Origin of the sequence: Rhodococcus pyridinivorans (assembly GCF_900105195.1) — a bacterium.
Lineage (GTDB): Bacteria > Actinomycetota > Actinomycetes > Mycobacteriales > Mycobacteriaceae > Rhodococcus > Rhodococcus pyridinivorans.
Map to the genome: position 1 here is coordinate 1105386 of NZ_FNRX01000002.1, position 18213 is coordinate 1123598.

The 18213-nt window shown below is 67.6% G+C and carries 16 protein-coding genes; 8 read left to right on the top strand and 8 right to left on the bottom strand.

The features are described 5' to 3' along the window. Nucleotides 1–362: 362 nt before the first annotated feature. Both BLV31_RS05880 and BLV31_RS05885 read right to left on the bottom strand, forming a co-directional pair. Entirely contained in the window at nt 363–551 is a 189-nt protein-coding gene (locus BLV31_RS05880) for a ferredoxin (protein ID WP_006553751.1), read from the bottom strand. Next, on the bottom strand, nt 548–1840 hold the full coding sequence (locus BLV31_RS05885; RefSeq protein WP_006553750.1) for a cytochrome P450: 1293 nt from the start codon (nt 1838–1840) through the stop codon (nt 548–550). Before BLV31_RS05885 ends, BLV31_RS05880 begins: the two co-directional genes overlap by 4 nt. A gap of 731 nt (nt 1841–2571) precedes the next feature. Here BLV31_RS05885 and BLV31_RS05890 point away from each other — a divergent pair. Further along, on the top strand, nt 2572–3906 hold the full coding sequence (locus tag BLV31_RS05890) for a cytochrome P450 (RefSeq protein WP_033096344.1): 1335 nt from the start codon (nt 2572–2574) through the stop codon (nt 3904–3906). Between the two features lie 360 nt (nt 3907–4266). Further along, on the top strand, nt 4267–4989 hold the full coding sequence (locus BLV31_RS05895) for a M23 family metallopeptidase (protein ID WP_033096343.1): 723 nt from the start codon (nt 4267–4269) through the stop codon (nt 4987–4989). Nucleotides 4990–5088: 99 nt separating this feature from the next. Here the strand turns inward: BLV31_RS05895 and BLV31_RS05900 are convergent, their stop codons facing one another. Beyond that, complete coding sequence (locus BLV31_RS05900) at nt 5089–7059, bottom strand: M13 family metallopeptidase (RefSeq protein ID WP_033096342.1); 1971 nt, start codon at nt 7057–7059, stop codon at nt 5089–5091. A gap of 112 nt (nt 7060–7171) precedes the next feature. On the opposite strand from BLV31_RS05900, the gene BLV31_RS05905 reads away from it, so the two are divergent. Next, nucleotides 7172–8377 (top strand): serine hydrolase domain-containing protein, encoded by a 1206-nt coding sequence (locus BLV31_RS05905; RefSeq protein WP_064060479.1) that lies wholly within the window; start codon nt 7172–7174, stop codon nt 8375–8377. A 241-nt stretch (nt 8378–8618) separates the two neighbouring features. Here BLV31_RS05905 and BLV31_RS05910 read toward each other — a convergent pair whose 3' ends face one another. The 4 genes from BLV31_RS05910 to BLV31_RS05925 form a co-directional block, all read right to left on the bottom strand. Beyond that, nucleotides 8619–9542: a PaaI family thioesterase gene (locus BLV31_RS05910; protein ID WP_019290818.1), complete on the bottom strand. Its 924-nt coding sequence runs from the start codon at nt 9540–9542 to the stop codon at nt 8619–8621. Nucleotides 9543–9691: 149 nt separating this feature from the next. After that, nucleotides 9692–10303: a DUF1707 SHOCT-like domain-containing protein gene (locus BLV31_RS05915; RefSeq protein ID WP_006553741.1), complete on the bottom strand. Its 612-nt coding sequence runs from the start codon at nt 10301–10303 to the stop codon at nt 9692–9694. 53 nt (nt 10304–10356) lie between these two features. Further along, nucleotides 10357–11013, bottom strand: coding sequence for a response regulator (locus tag BLV31_RS05920; protein WP_064060480.1), 657 nt, complete (start codon nt 11011–11013; stop codon nt 10357–10359). Then, nucleotides 11010–12212 carry a sensor histidine kinase gene (locus BLV31_RS05925; protein ID WP_064060481.1) on the bottom strand — a complete coding sequence of 401 codons (1203 nt, stop codon included), beginning with the start codon at nt 12210–12212 and terminating at the stop codon, nt 11010–11012. The genes BLV31_RS05920 and BLV31_RS05925 overlap by 4 nt, the downstream gene beginning before the upstream one ends. A 116-nt stretch (nt 12213–12328) precedes the next feature. Here BLV31_RS05925 and BLV31_RS05930 point away from each other — a divergent pair, with 116 nt between their 5' ends. Beyond that, on the top strand, nt 12329–12862 hold the full coding sequence (locus tag BLV31_RS05930; protein ID WP_039585044.1) for a hypothetical protein: 534 nt from the start codon (nt 12329–12331) through the stop codon (nt 12860–12862). Nucleotides 12863–12980: 118 nt separating this feature from the next. After that, on the top strand, nt 12981–13439 hold the full coding sequence (locus BLV31_RS05935) for a VOC family protein (protein ID WP_064060482.1): 459 nt from the start codon (nt 12981–12983) through the stop codon (nt 13437–13439). Between the two features lie 9 nt (nt 13440–13448). Here the strand turns inward: BLV31_RS05935 and BLV31_RS05940 are convergent, their stop codons facing one another. Then, the gene (locus BLV31_RS05940; protein WP_064060483.1) at nt 13449–14468 is read right to left on the bottom strand and encodes a sigma-70 family RNA polymerase sigma factor; all 1020 of its coding nucleotides are present in this window, start codon (nt 14466–14468) and stop codon (nt 13449–13451) included. Between the two features lie 186 nt (nt 14469–14654). On the opposite strand from BLV31_RS05940, the gene BLV31_RS05945 reads away from it, so the two are divergent. From BLV31_RS05945 to BLV31_RS05955, 3 genes are all read left to right on the top strand, one after another. Next, nucleotides 14655–16091, top strand: coding sequence for an ABC1 kinase family protein (locus tag BLV31_RS05945; protein WP_064060501.1), 1437 nt, complete (start codon nt 14655–14657; stop codon nt 16089–16091). A gap of 113 nt (nt 16092–16204) precedes the next feature. Beyond that, on the top strand, nt 16205–17014 hold the full coding sequence (locus BLV31_RS05950; protein ID WP_033096334.1) for a crotonase/enoyl-CoA hydratase family protein: 810 nt from the start codon (nt 16205–16207) through the stop codon (nt 17012–17014). Between the two features lie 40 nt (nt 17015–17054). Then, nucleotides 17055–18212, top strand: coding sequence for an acyl-CoA dehydrogenase family protein (locus BLV31_RS05955; protein WP_064060484.1), 1158 nt, complete (start codon nt 17055–17057; stop codon nt 18210–18212). Nucleotide 18213: the final 1 nt, after the last annotated feature.

Consider the following 18213-nt stretch of genomic DNA (forward strand, 5'->3'; position numbering starts at 1 on the left):
ACACTGTACCGGAGGGTAGGGAGGCAACGCGGGGCCGTCCTTCCGCTTTCCGTCCCGACTCGAGACTGTTGCTATCAGAAAAAGAAACCTTGCTCTCATCCCGATACGGCTGATTCGGGGCCGGAAAGAGGCAAGTCGGAATGCGCACCCGGGACGGAATCCGCTGCCGTTCTCGCCATCCGCTGCGGCAATTCGCTGGTTGTCAGGATGGCCGTGAGACATCCTGACAACCAACGCGGGGATCGGAGCGCACCCGGCCCCCGTAGACGGGTCATTCCCCGCAAGAGGCTCGGGAGGTGGATTCTCTGCTGGAGAATGGAAGGCCGGACGCCGGACCCGTCGAAGAACGGCGCGCTCTGATCTCAGTCGAGCCGGATCGCCCTTTCGGGGCAACCCCCTGCGGCCTCCCGCACGGAGTCCTGGTGCTCGGCCGGGACCTCGGACATCAGGGTGACGGCGTATCCGCCGTCGCTCAGGTCGAAGACCTCCGGGCAGGCCGCGAGGCAGACGCCGTGTCCGCGGCAGGCGTCGTCGTCGACGACCACCTTCACTTCGACTCACCTTCCGCCGGCGTGTACTCGAGGTGCAGGGCGAGCAGGCCACGCAGGATGAAGGTCGGCAGGTAACCGAACTTCCGGTCGTCCTCGGGGCCGTGCACTTTCTCGGAGATCCGGATCTCGCTGGTGCGCTCGAGCAGGCGCGCGATGCCCACGCGTCCTTCGGTTCGGGCGAGCGGGGCGCCAGGACACGAGTGCACGCCGCGACCGAACGCGATGTGGGTGCGTGCGTTGCGGCGATCGATGTCGAACTCGTTCGGGTCGGAGAACTGGCGCGGGTCGCGGTTGGCGGCGCCGTTGACCAGCATCATGATCGTGCCGGCCGAGACGTCGACCCCGCCGACGGTGGTGGGGGTCTTCGCGAGCCGGAAGTCGCCCTTGATCGGGCTCTCGAAACGCAGCGTCTCCTCGATGAAGTTCGGGATGCGATCGGGCTCGCTGCGCAGGGTCTTCTGGAGTTCGGGCTGCTCGGCGATGATCCGCAACGCGGAACTCAGCAGACGCACGGTGGTCTCCTGGCCGGCGGAGAACACGTTCGCGGCGATACGCAGGACGTCGTCGACGGGCGGCAGGGTGCCGTCGGGGAAGGTTGCGGTGGCGAGGCCCGTCAGCACGTCGTCGGTGGGGTTCGCGCGGCGGTCCTCGATGTACTGGCCGAACTTCTTGTACAGGAACTCGAGTGGGTTGAGCTTCAGCGTCTCACCCTCGGTGCTGCCGAGCGAGAAGCCTTTCTCCACTTGGATCTTCAGGCCCTCGATGAATTCTTGATGGTCACTCTCCGGCACGCCCAGCAGGTCGGCGATGACGAGCATCGCGAACGGAGCGGCGAAGCCGGTGATGTAGTCGCCCTCGCCTCGGGCGAGCAGATCGTCGAGGAGGCGGTCGGCGATGCGCTCGATGAAGGCCTCGTTCTCCTTGAGCCGCTTGGGCGTGATGAGCCGCATCAGCAGGCCGCGATGGTCGGTGTGCTGCGGGGGATCCATGGTGGGGAGCTGGTCGTTCATCGGCAGCGAGGGGCGGTGCTCCTCGATGAAGTCGGTGATGTCGTCGCTCTCGGGGCAGGCCGGAAGGCCGGAGAACGGACCGGTCACCGAGATACACGACGAGAAGGTCTGCTCGTCGCTCAGGACCTGGATCGCCTCTTCGTAGCCGGTGACCATCATGACGTTGTGGTGGGGTTCGCGCGTGACCGGGCATCCCTCGCGCAGGGCGTCGTAGTAGGGGTACGGGTCCTCGACGAGTTCCGGATCGGTGAAGAAGTTCTTCGTCTCGATGTCGGTCATGGTTCCTCCCGGGGCAGGCGGTGGCTGTGATGGAGTTCGGCTTCGCCACGCGGCGTCGCGCGCTCGAGTCCGTATCTCGACCGCACATCCAACCACGGGTTCGAAAGTTGGGCGCGAGAGGATCTTTCGTGCATTTCGGACTTGTGATGGATAACGTGACGACGATCGATGTGCTGTGTTCGATCTTGAAATGTATAACCGCAGAAGCGACAACATGCCCGTACTCGAGCCTCGGAAAGTTCGGGTACGGGCACGGGATGTGTTCATCGTCGGAATGTCCGATGGGTGACTTCACGCCGACGGTGGGTCGGTGGAGTCGACGGGAGGAAGAGCGACGCGACGACCTTTGCATCACGTTGTATCCGCGGATTAGCACCTCGCTGTCGTCGGCGATGCTCACTTCCACACCGTCGCAGGGTTTTCCGACGGTCGTGGCGATCTGTTCGATGCGCACTGGGAAGCGGCCGACAAGGTGCTCTCGCGGCAAGCAGGCGCGCGGAAAATAGGGCGCAGGGGAAATCGGGACGGGTAGTTGTCACTGCAGCGCCGACCGTTTGCGCGCCTTGAAGACAGTTGCATGCCGTCCGAAGGCGTGCTTCTGTCCGCGGACCGTGCAAGCCTGCTCGTTCCGGGGTTGCGGTGATCTCCCTCTGCGGGTCCGGACGGACGTTTGGATGTGCTCCCGACGGGAAGCCTTCACAAGTCCTGCCCCTCCGACGCCGGGAGCACCTGTGCCTGCAACGACCGCGACCGTTTCGCCTACCGACGCCGCTCGGCTCCTCGGGCAGGTGGCCGTGCCGTTCGTGGCGGTGGGACCGATCGCTCGTCGGCGTTGGGCGATGAAGCTGCTCGAGAAGAACCAATCCGATGCCGGCGTGGTCCGCCTGGTCGCCGATCTACGGAAGCGGCACGGTGACGGACCGGTGGTCGTGCCGATCCCCGGCCGCACCCTCGCGATCGTCCTGACGCCCGAGGATGTGGACCGGATCCTGCGCACCGACACGGCATCGTTCACTGCGGCCAACAAGGAGAAGGTGGCCGCACTCAGCCCGTTCCAGCCCAACGGTGTGCTCATCTCCCGAGGGAACATCCGCGCCCAGCGACGCGCGTTCAACGAGTCGGTCCTCGAACCGGAACACGCCCTGCACCGTCTCGCGGCCGAATGGGTTCCCGTGATCGAGCAGGAGGCGCAGGATCTGCTCGAGCATGCGAGGTCGCGCGGTGAACTCGACGCTCCTGATTTCGTGAAGACCTGGTGGCGCCTCGTTCGGCGACTCGCGTTCGGCGACGCCGCCCGCGACGACGAGAGCATCACCGACCAGTTGTGGACGCTGCGCTCGAACGGGAACTGGTCGTTCGCGCATCCGCTCCGGCACCGCCTGCGCGATCGGTTCACCCAGAACCTGCACCGTCATGTCACGGCGGCTCCGTCCCAGAGTCTGGCCGGGGTGGTCCGGGACCTCGCAGCGCCGGCGTCCGTCGACCCGATCGGGCAGATGCCGCACTGGTTGTTCGCGTTCGACGCCGCAGGCATGGTCAGCGCCCGAACCCTGGCGGTGTTGTCGACCCATTCCGAGCAGCGTCTGCGCGTCGAGTCGGAATTGTCAGGAACCGAAGCCGGGACACCGCAGGTCTACGAGTACCTGCGGGCCTGCGTGCTGGACACGACCCGGCTGTGGCCGACCACTCCGGTGATCCTCCGGGACTCCGTGGAAGAGACCACGTGGAGCGACGGTGCGGGTGGTACCTCCACGATTCCCGCCGGTACGGGCTTCGTGATCCTGTCCTCGGCCTTCCACCGCTCCGACGACCTGCCGTTCGCCGACACCTTCGAACCCGAGATCTGGCTCGACGGCCGCGCCGAGCGCTATCCCGCGCTCGTGCCGTTCAGCGCCGGACCGACGGTGTGCCCCGGGCGCAGCATCGTGCTGTTCGCGGCGAGCACCTTCCTTGCGACTCTGCTCCGGTCCGCCGAGTTCACCGTGGTGTCGGATATGAAGCCGGATCCGGCGCGTCCGCTGCCCGCGACGTTCGACAATTTCGGTCTGCGTTTCGCGGTGCGGTAGGGCTCTCTCGGCTGGGGCCGCAATACCGCGTCGATACCCCCTCGGAGATCGTTTCCCCGTTATCCGATGGCGTGACGTCACTCACGGTTCACCCCGGTTTTGCGACCAACGCGTGAGGTCGATGGTGTCGATGTGAATCGAGTAGGGAAAATCGGGCGCTTTTTGTCCGATACCGGTCGGTTTGGAGTCAAGGCGACACGCTGAGTTCGTCAAAGGTCGAAGTACTCTGTGATGGAATCGTGACCCTTTCGTTACCGAGGGCCTGTCCCAGAGGAAACTGCTGTGATCCGAAATCCTGAATCCACCCACACCCGAGAAGCCACCGATCTGCGACGGCGCGCAACCCGCGCCGGCAGGTGGATGGCAGTCGCGGTCCTCGCGAGCGCCGTCACCGTCGGCGGAACGACGGTCGCGAACGCCGCAGGCGACCGGGTCCGCGTCGAGTCCGCCACCGCATGGACGGGCGCCGGGGAGAACCTCTCGACCGCACCGCAGGTGCTGAAGGTCGCCGATGTCGACGCATCCCACTACACCGAGAAGCTGAACCGCGCCGCCGAGAGGGAAGCACAGCGTGTCGCCGAGGCGATCGCTGCCCAGGAGGCAGCACAGCGTGCCGAGGCCGAGCGGATCGCCCGCGAGGCCGCCGAGCAGGCCGCTCGTGAGGAGGCCGCGCGTCGCCCCGCGCTCGCCTTCCCCGCTGCAGGAACGCTGACCTCGGGCTACGGTCCGCGCTGGGGGACCAACCACAACGGTATCGACGTCGCCAACTCGATCGGCACGCCCATCGTCTCCGTCACCGACGGCGTCGTGATCGAATCCGGTCCGGCCTCGGGCTTCGGCCTGTGGGTGCGCATCGCGCAGGACGACGGCACGACCGGTGTCTACGGCCACATCGATCAGTCCCTCGTCTCGGTCGGCCAGCACGTCCGCGCCGGTGAGCAGATCGCCACGATGGGCAACCGCGGCCAGTCCACCGGCCCGCACCTGCACTACGAGGTGTGGCAGCCGGGCGGCGCCAAGGTCGACCCCATCCCGTGGTTCCACGCGCGCGGCGTTCCGGTGCCGAGCTCGCACCTCGGCTGATCCGGTAGGCGACAGCCCGAGAACGGCCCCCGAAACGAACGCCCCCGAAACGACCACTGCCCCGACGCTGTCCGCGTCGGGGCAGTGTCGTGCGTGGAGTTACCAGATGCGCACGCGCTCCGAAGGATCGAGATACAGCCTGTCGCCCTCGTCGACGCCGAACGCGTCGTAGAAAGCGTCGATGTTGCGGATCACGCCGTTGCAGCGGAACTCCGGCGGCGAGTGCGGGTCGACGGCGAGGCGTCGTGACGCCTCCTCGTCGCGAACCTTCGTACGCCACACCTGCGCCCATCCGAAGAACACGCGCTGCAGGCCGGTCAGGCCGTCGATGACCGGCGCGGGCTTGCCGTCGAGCGCGATCTCGTAGGCCTTCAACGCGATCGACAGGCCACCGAGATCACCGATGTTCTCGCCGATCGTGAAGCTGCCGTTGACACGCTGTCCGGGAAGGGCCTTCGGCTCGAACTCGTCGTACTGCGCGATGAGGGCAGCGGTGCGTTTACCGAACTCCTCGCGGTCCGAATCGGTCCACCAGTTCTCCAGATTGCCGTCGCCGTCGTACTTCGCGCCCTGATCGTCGAATCCGTGGCCGATCTCGTGCCCGATGACCGCGCCGATACCGCCGTAGTTCGCGGCGTCGTCGGCATGCAGGTCGAAGAACGGGGGCTGGAGAATCGCGGCGGGGAAGACGATCTCGTTCATCCCCGGGTTGTAGTAGGCGTTGACCGTCTGCGGGGTCATGAACCACTCGCCGCGATCGACCGGACCACCGAGCTTGCCGAGATCGCGGTCGTATTCCGCGGCGTACCCGCTGCGGTAGTTGCCCACCACGTCGTCCGGGGTGATCGTCACAGCGGAGTAGTCGCGCCAGGTGTCGGGATAGCCGACCTTGGGGGTGAACTTCTCGAGCTTGCGCAGCGCGGCCTCGCGCGTGGCCGGGCTCATCCATTCGAGGTCGGTGATGGACTGCCGGTACGCCTCGGTGAGATTGTCGACGAGCACCTGCATGCGCGTCTTCGCCTCGGCGGGGAAGTGCCGTTCGACGTAGAGCTTGCCGACGGCCTCGCCGAGCAGGTCCTGCACGAGCGACACGCCGCGCTTCCAGCGGTCGCGGATCTCCTGCGTACCGGTGAGCGTGCGGCCGTAGAACGCGAAGTTCTCGTCGACGAACGCCTCGGACAGGTACGGAGCCCGCGCGCGCAGCACCCGCCACACCGCCCAGGCCTTCCAGTCGTCGAGGTCCTCGTCGGCCCACAACGTCGCGAACGTCTCGAGGAAGCTCGGCTGACGAACGACGATCTCGGCCCACTGTTCGGTGGTCGCGCCGGTCGCGGTGATCCATCCCGTCCAGTCGAACTGCGGAAGATCGGTGCGCAGCGAGTCGAGGGTGAGCAGGTTGTAACTCAGGTCGGCGTCGCGACGCTTGACGACGTCCCAGTGCCCAGCGGCCAGCCTCGTCTCGAGCGCGACCACCTTCGCCGCGTCGTAGGGCAGGTCGGCGAGGGCGAACATCCGGCCGATGTGGGCGGTGTACTGGTCACGGATCTCGGCGTAGCGGTCCTCGCGGTAGTACGACTCGTCGGGCAGCCCGAGCCCGCCCTGCGAAACGTGCATCAGGTACCGCTCGGAGTTCTTCGAATCGGTGTCGACGTAGTGTGCGAGCGCACCCGTCACGCCGGCGCGCTGCAACCCGCCCAGTACTGCCGCGAGCGCGGCGCGGTCGGCAGCGCCGGAGACCGCCCGGAGTTCCCCGCGGATCGGATCGAGACCGGCTGCCTCGATCGTCGCGGTGTCCATGAACGAGGTGTACAGGTCGCCGATCTTCTGGGCGTCGGTGCCCGGCTCGGCGCCGGACGCCGCGGCCTCTTCGATGATGGTCCGCACGTCGACCTCGGCCTTGTCGGCGAGCGTGCGGAAGGCTCCGTCGAGCGCGCGGTCGGCGGGGATCTCGTGTTCGGCGAGCCATCGGCCGTTCACGTGTTCGAAGAGGTCGTCCTGGGGGCGGACCCGTTCGTCGACGTGTCCGAGATCGATGCCGGAGCGAATCTCCGAGTTCTGCGCGAGGGTCATGCTCCCATCCTTACACCGGAAGGACAGGTCGTGCAGTCACCCTGCGGACCGGACCGCCGCGGAAGTGGGAGAACACCCTCGGGAGCGTTTACATACTCCTACCATCGCCCTCATGACCGAAGGTTCCACGACGGAGCCGCCCGTGGCGACCCCGTCCACACAGATGCTGGTCGATCCGCGCTTCATGCCTGTCGCGGATCTCTTCTTCCGGATGTTCTACAAGCCGAGCCAGGGCGGCGGCGCTCTCGCCTGCTACCTGCACGGCGAACCCGTCCTCGACATCTGGGCGGGCTGGGCCGCGCGCGACAAGCGGTGGACCCGCGACACTGTGGTGCTGTCGTTCTCCACCGGCAAGGGGGTGGCCAGCACGGTGGTGCACCGCCTCGCCGAGCGTGGCCTGCTCGACTACGACGCAGCCGTGGCCGAGTACTGGCCGGAGTTCGCCGCGGCCGGCAAGGAGACGATCACCCTGCGACAGCTCATGTCGCATCGCGCCGGACTGCACAGGTCCCGCGGTCTCGTGCCCGGCAGGGAAGGACTGCTCGATTCAGAGGCGGTGGCCGCCGCGCTCGCCGCCTCCCCACCCGATCCACGACGTTTCCACGGGCCGGGTTATCACGCCGTCACCTACGGCAACCTCGTCGCCGAGATCGCATCGCGCGTGACCGGGGTGTCCTTCCAGGAACTCGTGCGCACCGAGATCGCCGAGCCGCTCGGCACGGACGAGTTCTGGTACCACGTGCCCGAGGACCAACGGCACCGCATCGCCCGGGTGTTCCCCAAGGTCAACTTCCTGCCGGCACCGTGGACGACGGCGTCGGCGGTGCTGTCGCACGCGCCGGGCGTGCGGGGTCTAGCCGAGGCAGGCATGGCGGAGGGCTTCGACGAGTTGATGCGCAGTCCGTCCGCGCACGACGCCGTCATGCCGGGATGGAACGGTGTGTTCACCGCTCGGGCCCTGGCCCGCATGTACGCGGCGATCGCGAACGGCGGAGCGATCGACGGTGCCCGCCTGTTGAAGGAGGACACCGTCGGCCAGTTGCTCGAAGTGCAGACCCGGCAACGCGACTACGTCCTCGGCATCCGGCCCAACTGGCGGCTGGGTTACCACCCCGGATGGGTCGCCCTGAGGCAGCAGCCGCTGCGGTCGGTCGGCCACTACGGCTTCGGCGGCTCGGGAGCGTTCGCCGACCCGGAGACCGGACTGTCGGTCGCGTTCGTCACCAACCGCATGGGCAACACCTTCACCACGATCTCCGACGGCCGGTTCCCGAGGCTCGGCGCCGCGGCGGTGACGGCCGCGCGCAGAGCAGCGTGATCAGACGTCGACACCCACGTTGACCGCGGCGAGGACCCGGTCACCTCACGTGCGGTGACCGTCGTCCCCGTCGGGTCGTGGATCGAGTCGGTGTCGTTGCGAGTGTCGCGGCCGCTGTGCTCGGTGTACGGCTCGACCGTCCTCGTTCATGATCTCTCCTCCGTGCGTCCTCGTTCCGACCATCGTGCGTCCGGACGCTCGAGGCACGGTGCGAGAGAGCTGGGAGATTCCTGCGAATCCGTTACGCGCGGGGGAACAGCTGGACGTTGGCGTGTGCGCGCACGTAGACGGTGCCGTCGGCGGCGCACAGCGTCGTCTCGAAGGACGCGAGTCGCCGTCCGGCCCGCACCGCTTCGGATCGCAGTTCGATGACCGGCCCGGGGACGGCGGGCGAGCGGAGGTAGTCGAGGCCGATCTCCAGCACGCGATAGTCCTGATCGATGCCGGTCAGCGTCTGTGCGGCCAGGCCGGTGACGGCCTCCGCCATCGACACGAGCACACCGCCCTGCACCGAACCGATCACGTTGGCCATCCACTCGCGCGGCGACAGCCGGGCCTGCACGACGCCGCGCTCGGCGGCTGTCACCTCGAGTCCGAGCAGCCCGGCGAGCGGTCCGCGCGGAAGAGTCCCGGTGGAGATGCCCGTGACGATGTCGAGGCCGGGCAGTTCGGCCAGGATCGCCACATCGGACCACGGTTCCGGCTCGTCCCGCTCCGGCACGGCCTCCGACGCCTCGGCGCCGAGTTCCATCGGCGTGCGCCCGACGACGATGGAGCGGCCGACCAGGTGCGCGACGAGAGCACCCTGCTCGTCGCGCACGTCGGTGCCCGACACGGCGGTGGACTCGTCGAAGAACAGGCTGCTGCCGTGACCGACGAGGGCCCCCGAGGCGGGGAAGGGGTGGGCGAGCGTCGCCGTCACGTGCGACAGCACGCTCTGCGGTCGCTCACCGGTCTCCGCGAATCGCGCGATACCGGCGGGTGCGCCCGCGGCGACGTCGGTGAAGACGCCGATGGAGGCGAGCGTGGTCTGCCCGCGGTGGTCGAACAGGTGCGATCCGACGGACTGGGTGACCGAGACCGACGCGTCGTCGGCGACCTCGATGCCGACGCCCATGAAACGACCCGGACGATCGACGGTGAACTGTGCGGTCTCGATTGCCATTCCTTGCTTCTACCAGGAACAGCGCAATAAAGAGCAATCGGGGAGTGGTTCGTCCCGGTCCGCGATCACCGGTCGACCCCGCTCTGCGGTCACCCCTCGGCTCAGCTCCGTGACTGTCGGTCGCTTCAGCTCCGTGACTGTCGGTCGCTTCAGCTCCGTGGCGTCTCCGGACCGCGACGACCCTCGAGTTCCCGGATCCGCTTCGACGCCTCCTCGAGCCGCTTCTTCCGTTCGGCGGCCTCCGACTTCTTGAGCTCTTCGTAGACCTTCTCGTCGTCGTCGCTGTACTTCAGGATCAACCGCGGAACGCTGAGCGTGACGATCAGCGACGGCCACACGATCCACGCGTAGCTCCAGTCGAGAGCGATCTGCAGGACGAGGAAGGTCACGAGCGTGACGCCGATGATGATCCAGTCCAGCGTCTCGACCATGCTGCCCCGTTCGCGGAGCGAGGCCAGTTCGTCCTCCGGGGACTGGGGTGCCGTCGCAGAGGAGCTGTCGTGGCTGACCGCCGGTGCGGAGGAGTCGTGGGTCATCCGGATGTGACCGTCGACCTGTTCGAGGGGAACACCGCCGGGTAGCCCCCGGAAGGAGGGGAGCAACGCCGAAAACGTTCGCGCCGAAGATATCTCTCCGGATCGTTCGTAGAACTCGGCGCTGTCGAGCCGGCCCGCGGCGTAGTGTTCGCCGAGTGCGTTCAACGCGTGCATGCGTTCGGCGTCGCTGAGCAGCAGGTCGTCGTGATCGGAAGTGCCGGTCATTGTTTTTCCCGCGCTTTCGGAGTCGGTTGTCGAATCCTGGTGCATCCCCGATCCTAGAGCTGATGGTCGGGCATGTCCCGGGCGAGGATGGCCGCCTGGATCCGCGATTGCAGCCCGAGTTTGTGGAGCACCCGGGCGACGTGTGTCTTCGCCGTGTTCTCACCGATGCCGAGGCGGGTGGCGATCTGGCGGTTGGACAATCCCTCGCCCAGGCACGCGAAGACCTCCTGTTCGCGTGCGGTGAGGGCGTCGATATCCGGACCGTCCGGAACATCCTCCCGCCGAGTCGATTTCGAGACGAACGCGTCGATGACGGTTCGCGTGATCTGCGGTGAGAGCACGGACTCCCCGGAGTGCACCGCCCGGATCGCGTCGAGCATGGCATCCGCGGAGGCGGTCTTGAGGAGGTATCCGGCCGCTCCGGCCCGAAGACTCTCGAAGACGTACTCGTCGATCTCGAAACTCGTCAGCACCAGCACCTGGGCACTCGTCTCCTCGGTGATGGTGCGGGTCGCGGCGATCCCGTCGACGTGCGGCATGCGGATGTCCATGAGGACGACATCCGGGGCGAGGGCGCGCGTCTGCGACACCGCGACGGCACCGTCGGCGGCTTCGCCCACCACCTCGATGTCCTCGCTCGTGTGGAGCAGGAGCCGCAGGCCCGCGCGGATGGCGCTGTGGTCGTCGGCGAGCAACACCCTGATCGTCACGTCGTACTCCTGTTCGCGATCGGCAGTTGCACGTATGTCCTCCATTCGTTCCCGTCGCGACCGGAGCGGGCGTGCCCGCCCACCGCGGCGGCGCGTTCGGCGATGTTGCGCAGGCCGTGCCCGGCGCCGCGGGCCGGTGACGGGTCCGGGGTGTCCGGGTCGCCGATCGGGTTCACCACCTCGATCCCGAGGCGGCCGTCGGCGTCGTCGAAACGAAGGGTCACCGGCCGTCCGGGTGCATGCTTGACCGCGTTCGTCAGGGTCTCCTGGACGATGCGGTAGGCCGTGAGATCGACCTCCGCGTCGAGGTCTGCGGGTGGACGACCGTCGATCCGGACGGAGGTGCCGGCGGCGCGTGCGGAGGCGGTGAGCGGTTCGAGGTCGGCGAGGCGACCCGCGGTGGTGATCTCGTCGGTGTCGTCGCTGCGCAGCAGACGCACCATCGACTGCATCTCCTGCAGGGCGGCCACGCTGCCGGAGCGCACGGACTCGAGCACGGTCAGCGCTCGGTCGGGATCGGAATCGCGGAGGCGGAGCGCGGCCTCGCTCTGGATCGCGATCGACGACAGGTGCCCAGCCACGACATCGTGCAGGTCGCGGGCCAGACGCTGCCGCTCGGTGGTGATGGCGGCGCGACGGTCCAGTTCCGCGACCCGCGAGAGAGCCTCGGCGCGTGCCCGTTCGATCTCGGCGGCGTCCCGATGTGTGCGGACGGATCGGGCCCACCAGATCGGGACGACGATCACGAGCGCGGCGATCGACACGGCCCATACGGCGATGCGCAGTTCTCCGAAGTACACACCGAGCGCGACGGCGCCGACGACGATCGGGACCAACGGGGCGCGTTCGAGGAAGCGGCTGGTGCGCGCCGAGCCGAAGAGCGTTGCGGCGTACAGCAGGTCGCCGTATGCGATCCAGACCGGCAGCGAAGGGCCGACGACGAGGTCGACCAGTACCGGAACCGTGCCCAGCAGGAGTGCGAGAAGCGGTCGCGTGCGGCGCATCGTCATCGGTGCACACACGCACGCGAGCAGAACCAGCCACACCCACAGCGGCTGCGGCGGCCGGTCCTCGACGAGCACACCGAGATCCAGGGCGTACAACAGCGAGCCACCCGCGAAGTACGCGAGGGCGACGAGCAGGGAGTTGTAGCGCGGGTTCACGAATCCCACTCGAATCTCGGATTCACGGTTGTCCACGGCAACGATTCGACCACAACCGGGGGAGGATCAGGGTCGGCGTCACCCGAAGTGATGAGGCATTTGCCGCCCATCGGGCGACGCGCGCGGGGGGATGTGCGCGCGATTCTGAGGTCATGTTCAGCCACATCGCCGCTTTCATCGTCGGGTGCGAGATCGCGTTCTGGGTCGTGCTCGCGGCCGGCCTCGTGTGCCGGTATCTGCTCCGGCTCCGGAGGACGGGCACGGTGCTGCTCGCCCTGATCCCGCTGATCGACGTCGTTCTGCTCGCGGCCGTCGCGGTGGATCTGCACAACGGGGCGGAGGTCGGCTGGGTCCACCGCGCCGCGGGTATCTATCTCGGTGCGAGTGTCGCCTTCGGGCCGAGCGTCGTCCGGTGGGCCGACCGGCGGTTCGCCTATCACCTCGCGGGTGGTCCGAAACCGGAACGCGCTCCGAAGGAGGGCCCGGAGGCCTTCCGCAAGGAATGTGTGGACTTCGGGCGATGGCTGCTCGCGGCCGGGATCAGTGCGGCAGCCGTGCTCGGGCTCGGGTCGACCGTCGCGAACGGCGAACAGGCCTCGGCGCTGTACGGAATCTTCCCCACCCTCGCCACGATCACGGTGATCTGGCTGATCACGGGCCCGGTCTGGGTGCTCGGCAAGCAGTGACGACCACACCGCGCCGAGAAATCTCGGGGTGCGCGATGAGTTCTCACGGGGCGGCCGGTCTGTATCGGTGACACCCGCACCGCGTCCCGCACAGGACGGGCCGACCACAGGAGAAACCATGTCGCGCATGCTGTTCGTCAATCTCGCCGTCGAGAACATCACCGCCACCCGCGCATTCTTCGACACGCTCGGATTCACGTTCGACGAGTCGTTCTGCGACGAGAACGCCGCCTGCCTGAAGATCAACGACCAGACCTACGTGATGCTGCTCGAGAAGCAGATGTTCCGGATGTTCACCAACGACGACATCTGCGACACCACGAAGGCCCGTGAGGTGCTGATGTGCGTGTCGGCCGACAGTCGCGACGGTGTCGACGCGCTCGTCGACGGCGCGATCGCGGCCGGTGGCAGCGAATGGGTGACGACCGGCGCGCAGAAGGCGCAGGAGGAGATGGGGGACTACGCGTACCAGCGGGCGTTCCGCGACCTCGACAACCACGTCTGGGAGGTCATGTGGATGGACATGGCCGCCGCTCAGCAGGCCGATGCTACGGAAGCTGCGCCTGCCGAGGCGTGACCTTCGACGTCAGCGGGCTGCCGGGTCCTCCGGCAGCCCGAACCTGGCGAACAACCCGGCGGTGTCGTCGGAGAAGAAGACGGTGGCGTGCGCGACCCTACCGTCGACGATGTCGAGCACCTGCAGTTGGAAAGGGTGGTGGCGGTCGTCCTCCCCTCGCATGTACAGCCCGAATGCCGGCTGGCCGTTGGCCACGGTGGGAAGCAGCACCTGGTCGCCGGGGCCCTTCGCGGGGCACTGGTGCTTGATGAGGGTGACGATCGCGTCGGGGCCCTGGTACCAGCCCTCGAAGGGCGGCATCTCCCAGACGGCGTCCTGGGTGAGCATCTCGACGAGCGAATCGATGTCGTACTTCTCGAAGCCGTCGACCCAGCGCTGCAGCAACGCCTTGGTCTCGGCGCTGTCGGGTTCGGCGAGGTCGTCGTCGCGGACCTGGGCGTCCTTCAGCTGCGCACGTGCCCGTTGCAGAAGGCTGTTGACCGCCGCCGTCGACGTGTCGAGCGCGGCTGCGACCTCGGTGGCGCGCCACTGCAGGACCTCGCGGAGCAGCAGGACCGCGCGCTGACGAGCGGAGAGATGCTGCAGGGCCGCGACGAAGGCGAGGCGGACGGAATCGCGGGAGGCAGCGATGGTGGCGGGATCCGACGGATCGTCGGTGGCGTACCCCACGGGGAACGGCTCGAGCCACGGCACCTCGGGGCGGGTGACCAGATCGTCGGTGGGATCGGAGCTGGGCGCGCCGAGCCCGGTGGGCAACGGCCGGCGACTGCGGCCTTCGAGCGCCGTCAGGCACACGTTGGTGGCGATCCGGTGCAGCCACGTGCGCAGTGAGGAGCGGCCGCCGAAGTTCTCGTAACCGCGCCAGGCGCGCAGGTAGGTCTCCTGGACCAGGTCTTCCGCATCGTGCAGCGACCCGCTCATGCGATAACAGTGGGCGAGCAATTCGCGACGGAACGGCTCGGCGAGTTCCATGAAATCGGTCGACGTCGATGTCGAACCGGCAGATTCTTCGAGCAGTTGTTCGGTCATGAGCGCGATACCCCCGGCTGGTCGGACCCGAATCCGCTACCCGTCAGAGAGTAGTCGGGGGCACCGACAGAAGACAGATGATCGCCGGGTCTCGATCGGGGGGCCGGATACAGGTACCGTGCACGAAGTCGCGCCGAGGTGAGCGCGTGGTGGACGGAGTGGGGACAGGTCGTGCACGAGTACACGCTGCGCGAAGGCGTATCCGGAGCGCGGGGTCACAGCAGGCCCGAGCGCAACGGGCCCGTCGGCCCCTTCGCCGACGTCCTTCCACCCGGGGCACTGGACGTCGAGCGGCCTCCGCTCGACCGGTTCGGGCCGGCCGAGCTCGGACGGGCCGTGGTCGTCGCCGCCGTCCTGATCGCCTTCGTGGTGTGGGCGGTGTTGCGGTGGACCGTCCGGCCCCGGCAGCACAACGTCGTCGAAGCGGCCGCGCACGGCACCGTCGACGCCTTCGAACATCTCGGGCCGACCTTCGTGAAGCTGGGCCAGCTCATCGCGTCGTCACCCGGACTGTTCCCCGCGGCCCTCGCCGACGCGTGCCTGCGCATGCTCGACGACGTGCCGACCTTCCCTTCCGAGCAGGCCCGCGCGGTGATCGAGGAGGATCTCGGACACCGCATCGACGAGATGTTCGAGTCGTTCGACGATGTGCCGCTCGCCGCGGCGTCCGTGGCCCAGGTGCACGGGTGCGTGCTGCGCGACGGCCGACGGGCCGTGGTGAAGGTGCAGCGACCGGGGATCGCGCACCGCATGCTCGTCGATCTGCGCGCCGCCTACATGGGCGCGAAGCTGCTGCAGCTCTTCGAGTTCTTCCGTATCGCGAACACTCCGGGGATCATCCGCGATCTCTACAACGCAACGATGACCGAGCTCAACGCGGCGGTCGAAGCGGATCGTCAGGATCGTTTCCGCCGCAACATCTCCGCGTTCGGCGACAACGCCTACGTCACGGTGCCCGAGGTGTACTGGCAGTGGTGCGGTCCGCGGGTGATCTGCATGGAGCGCCTGCAGGGCAAGCCCGTCGACCGGGTGGTGCCGGGCCAGGACGATCTCGACACCTCCCTGCTCGTGCGCCGCGGAGTGAAGGTGTGGATGGAGGCGGTGCTCTGTCACGGCCCGTTCCACGGCGACGTGCACGCGGGCAATCTCTGGCTGCTCGACGACGGACGTGTCGCGCTGCTCGACTTCGGCATCGTCGGCGAACTGCCCGAGAAGTGGCGCGCGCTGCTGCGGGCGTTGTTCCGCGCGGCCCTGCTCGACGGGGACTTCACGGCGGTCGCGCAGAGTGTGCGGGCGCTCGGTGTCGCCGCCGACCTCGACGTCGACGACGCGGCGGTCGGCCGGCAGGTTGCCGAGATCTTCGGTCCGCTGCTCGGTCAGGACGTGGGGGAGTTGCGGCTCAGCGAACTGATCGGTGCGCTCGTCTCGCTCGGCCGCAAGTGGAACACGTCGACGCCCGAGGAACTCGTGTTGTTCGGGAAGCAGCTCGGATATTTCGAGCGCTACGCGACCGCGCTGGCGCCGGGCTGGGTGCTCGGCCGCGATCCCTTCGTCTTCCGGAACATCTTCCCGGACGAGGTAGCCATAAGAATCGCCGAATCGAACGTGAGCCTGCCCGACTGAGCCACGAGCCCGTTCGGTCTTTACAGGATCCGACCGGCCCCGTAATTTGAACGATCGTTCGACCAAATTATGGTGCGAGCCACACACTGGCTACCGGAAGGACCGCGACCGCAATGGCAACTTCGCAGGACGTCGTACTGAGCACGCGCGACGGAAACGTCGTGACCTGGACGATCAACCTTCCGGAGGCGCGCAACCCGATCTCGGGTGACGACGTCATCGATCGCCTCGTCGAGCTCGCCGAGGAGGCAAACCGCGACATCGACACCCGCGTCGTCATTCTCACCGGCGCCGGATCGGCCTTCTCCGCCGGCGGCAACGTCAAGGACATGGACGAACGTCGCGGCATGTTCGGCGGCAGCCCCCACGCCCTGCGCGAGGGCTACCGTTACGGCATCCAGCGCCTGCCCCGCGCCATCTACCACTGCGAGGTCCCGATCATCGCCGCGGTCAACGGACCGGCCGTAGGCGCCGGCTGCGACCTCGCGATGATGTGCGACATGCGGATCGCCTCGTCGAAGGCGTTCTTCGCGGAGAGCTTCGTCAAGCTCGGCATCATCCCCGGCGACGGCGGCGCCTGGCTGCTTCCGCGCGCGGTCGGTGCGGCGCGCGCCGCCGAGATGGCCTTCACCGGCGACCGCGTCGACGCCGCGACGGCATTCGACTGGGGCATGGTCTCGCAGGTCGTCGAACCCGAGCAGCTCCTCGACGCCGCGAATGCGCTCGCCGCCCGCGTCGCCGTCAACCCCCCGAGCGCACTGCGCATGACGAAGAAGTTGCTGCGCGAAGGTCAGCGCGTCGATCTCGACACGCTCCTCGAACTGTCGGCCTCCTTCCAGGCGCTCTCGCACCACACCGAGGACCACCGCGAAGCCCTCTCGGCGTTCCTCGAACGACGCACCGGCGACTTCACCGGCAACTGACCTTCCCCTCTCCTTGCCCCCACACCCCGGAGGACAAGCCATGCAGCGGACGATCTTCACCGAAGAACACGAGCAGTTCCGGAAGATGGTGCGCGACTTCATCGAACGTGAGGTCGCGCCGCATCGCGAGGAATGGGACGAGATGGGTCGCCCGCCCCGCGAATTCTTCCGCCGGCTGGGCGAACTCGGCATCCTGGGGATCCAGGTCCCCGAGGAGTTCGGCGGAGGGGGCGAGTCCGGCTTCAAGTTCAACACGATCGTCTTCGAAGAGGTTGCGCGCGCCGGAGTCTCGTTCGGCTCCTACACCGTGCACGCCTGCCTGATCCTGCCCTACCTGCTCGAGTACGCGACCGAGGAGCAGAAGCAACGCTGGCTGCCCGGCTTCGCCGACGGCTCGATCATGACCGCGATCGCGATGACCGAGCCCGGCACCGGCTCCGACCTCGCCAACATCGCGACCTCGGCGAAGCTGTCCGAGGACGGCAAGCACTACATCATCAACGGCGCGAAGACCTTCATCACCGGCGGCGTCACCGCCGACCTCATCCTCACGGTCTGCCGTACGCGTCCGTTCGATCCTGAGAACCGCCGCGGCGGCCTGTCGATCATCGCGGTGCCCACCGACACCGAGGGCTTCGCGGTAGGCCGCAAGCTCGACAAGATCGGCCTGCACCAGCAGGACACCGCCGAGCTCTCGTACACCGACGTGAAGGTGCCGGTCGAGAACCTCCTCGGTGAGGAAGGCGCGGGCTTCGGCTACCTCACCCACAACCTGCCGCAGGAGCGTCTGAGCATCGCTCTGAACCAGGTCGGCTTCGCCGAGGCCGCCATCGCCCACGCGATCGCATACACCAAGGAACGCAAGGTCTTCGGCAAGCCCGTCGCCTCGTTCCAGAACACCAAGTTCGTGCTCGCCGAGTGCTCGGCCGAGACCCAGGCCGCGCGTGTCTACGTCGACCACTGCCTCGAACTGCTCGACCGCAAGGAACTGACGGTCGCCGATGCGGCCCGCGCGAAGCTGTTCTGCACCGAGGTCTCCGGTCGCGTCATCGACAAGTGCCTGCAACTGCACGGCGGCTACGGCTACATCACCGAGTATCCGATCGCCCGGCTGTACGCCGACACCCGCGTGACCCGGATCTACGGTGGCACCAGCGAGGTCATGAAGACGATCATCTCCAAGGATCTGGGGCTGTAGG

Excerpts from the sequence above, each read along its gene's own strand:
- BLV31_RS05885 (WP_006553750.1), bottom strand. The coding sequence starts at position 1,840 with ATGACCGACATCGAGACGAAGAACTTCTTCACCGATCCGGAACTCGTC.
- BLV31_RS05895 (WP_033096343.1), top strand. The coding sequence starts at position 4,267 with ATGGCAGTCGCGGTCCTCGCGAGCGCCGTCACCGTCGGCGGAACGACG.
- BLV31_RS05900 (WP_033096342.1), bottom strand. The coding sequence starts at position 7,059 with ATGACCCTCGCGCAGAACTCGGAGATTCGCTCCGGCATCGATCTCGGA.
- BLV31_RS05905 (WP_064060479.1), top strand. The coding sequence starts at position 7,172 with ATGACCGAAGGTTCCACGACGGAGCCGCCCGTGGCGACCCCGTCCACA.
- BLV31_RS05910 (WP_019290818.1), bottom strand. The coding sequence starts at position 9,542 with ATGGCAATCGAGACCGCACAGTTCACCGTCGATCGTCCGGGTCGTTTC.
- BLV31_RS05915 (WP_006553741.1), bottom strand. The coding sequence starts at position 10,303 with ATGACCGGCACTTCCGATCACGACGACCTGCTGCTCAGCGACGCCGAA.
- BLV31_RS05930 (WP_039585044.1), top strand. The coding sequence starts at position 12,329 with ATGTTCAGCCACATCGCCGCTTTCATCGTCGGGTGCGAGATCGCGTTC.
- BLV31_RS05935 (WP_064060482.1), top strand. The coding sequence starts at position 12,981 with ATGTCGCGCATGCTGTTCGTCAATCTCGCCGTCGAGAACATCACCGCC.
- BLV31_RS05940 (WP_064060483.1), bottom strand. The coding sequence starts at position 14,468 with ATGACCGAACAACTGCTCGAAGAATCTGCCGGTTCGACATCGACGTCG.
- BLV31_RS05950 (WP_033096334.1), top strand. The coding sequence starts at position 16,205 with ATGGCAACTTCGCAGGACGTCGTACTGAGCACGCGCGACGGAAACGTC.
- BLV31_RS05955 (WP_064060484.1), top strand. The coding sequence starts at position 17,055 with ATGCAGCGGACGATCTTCACCGAAGAACACGAGCAGTTCCGGAAGATG.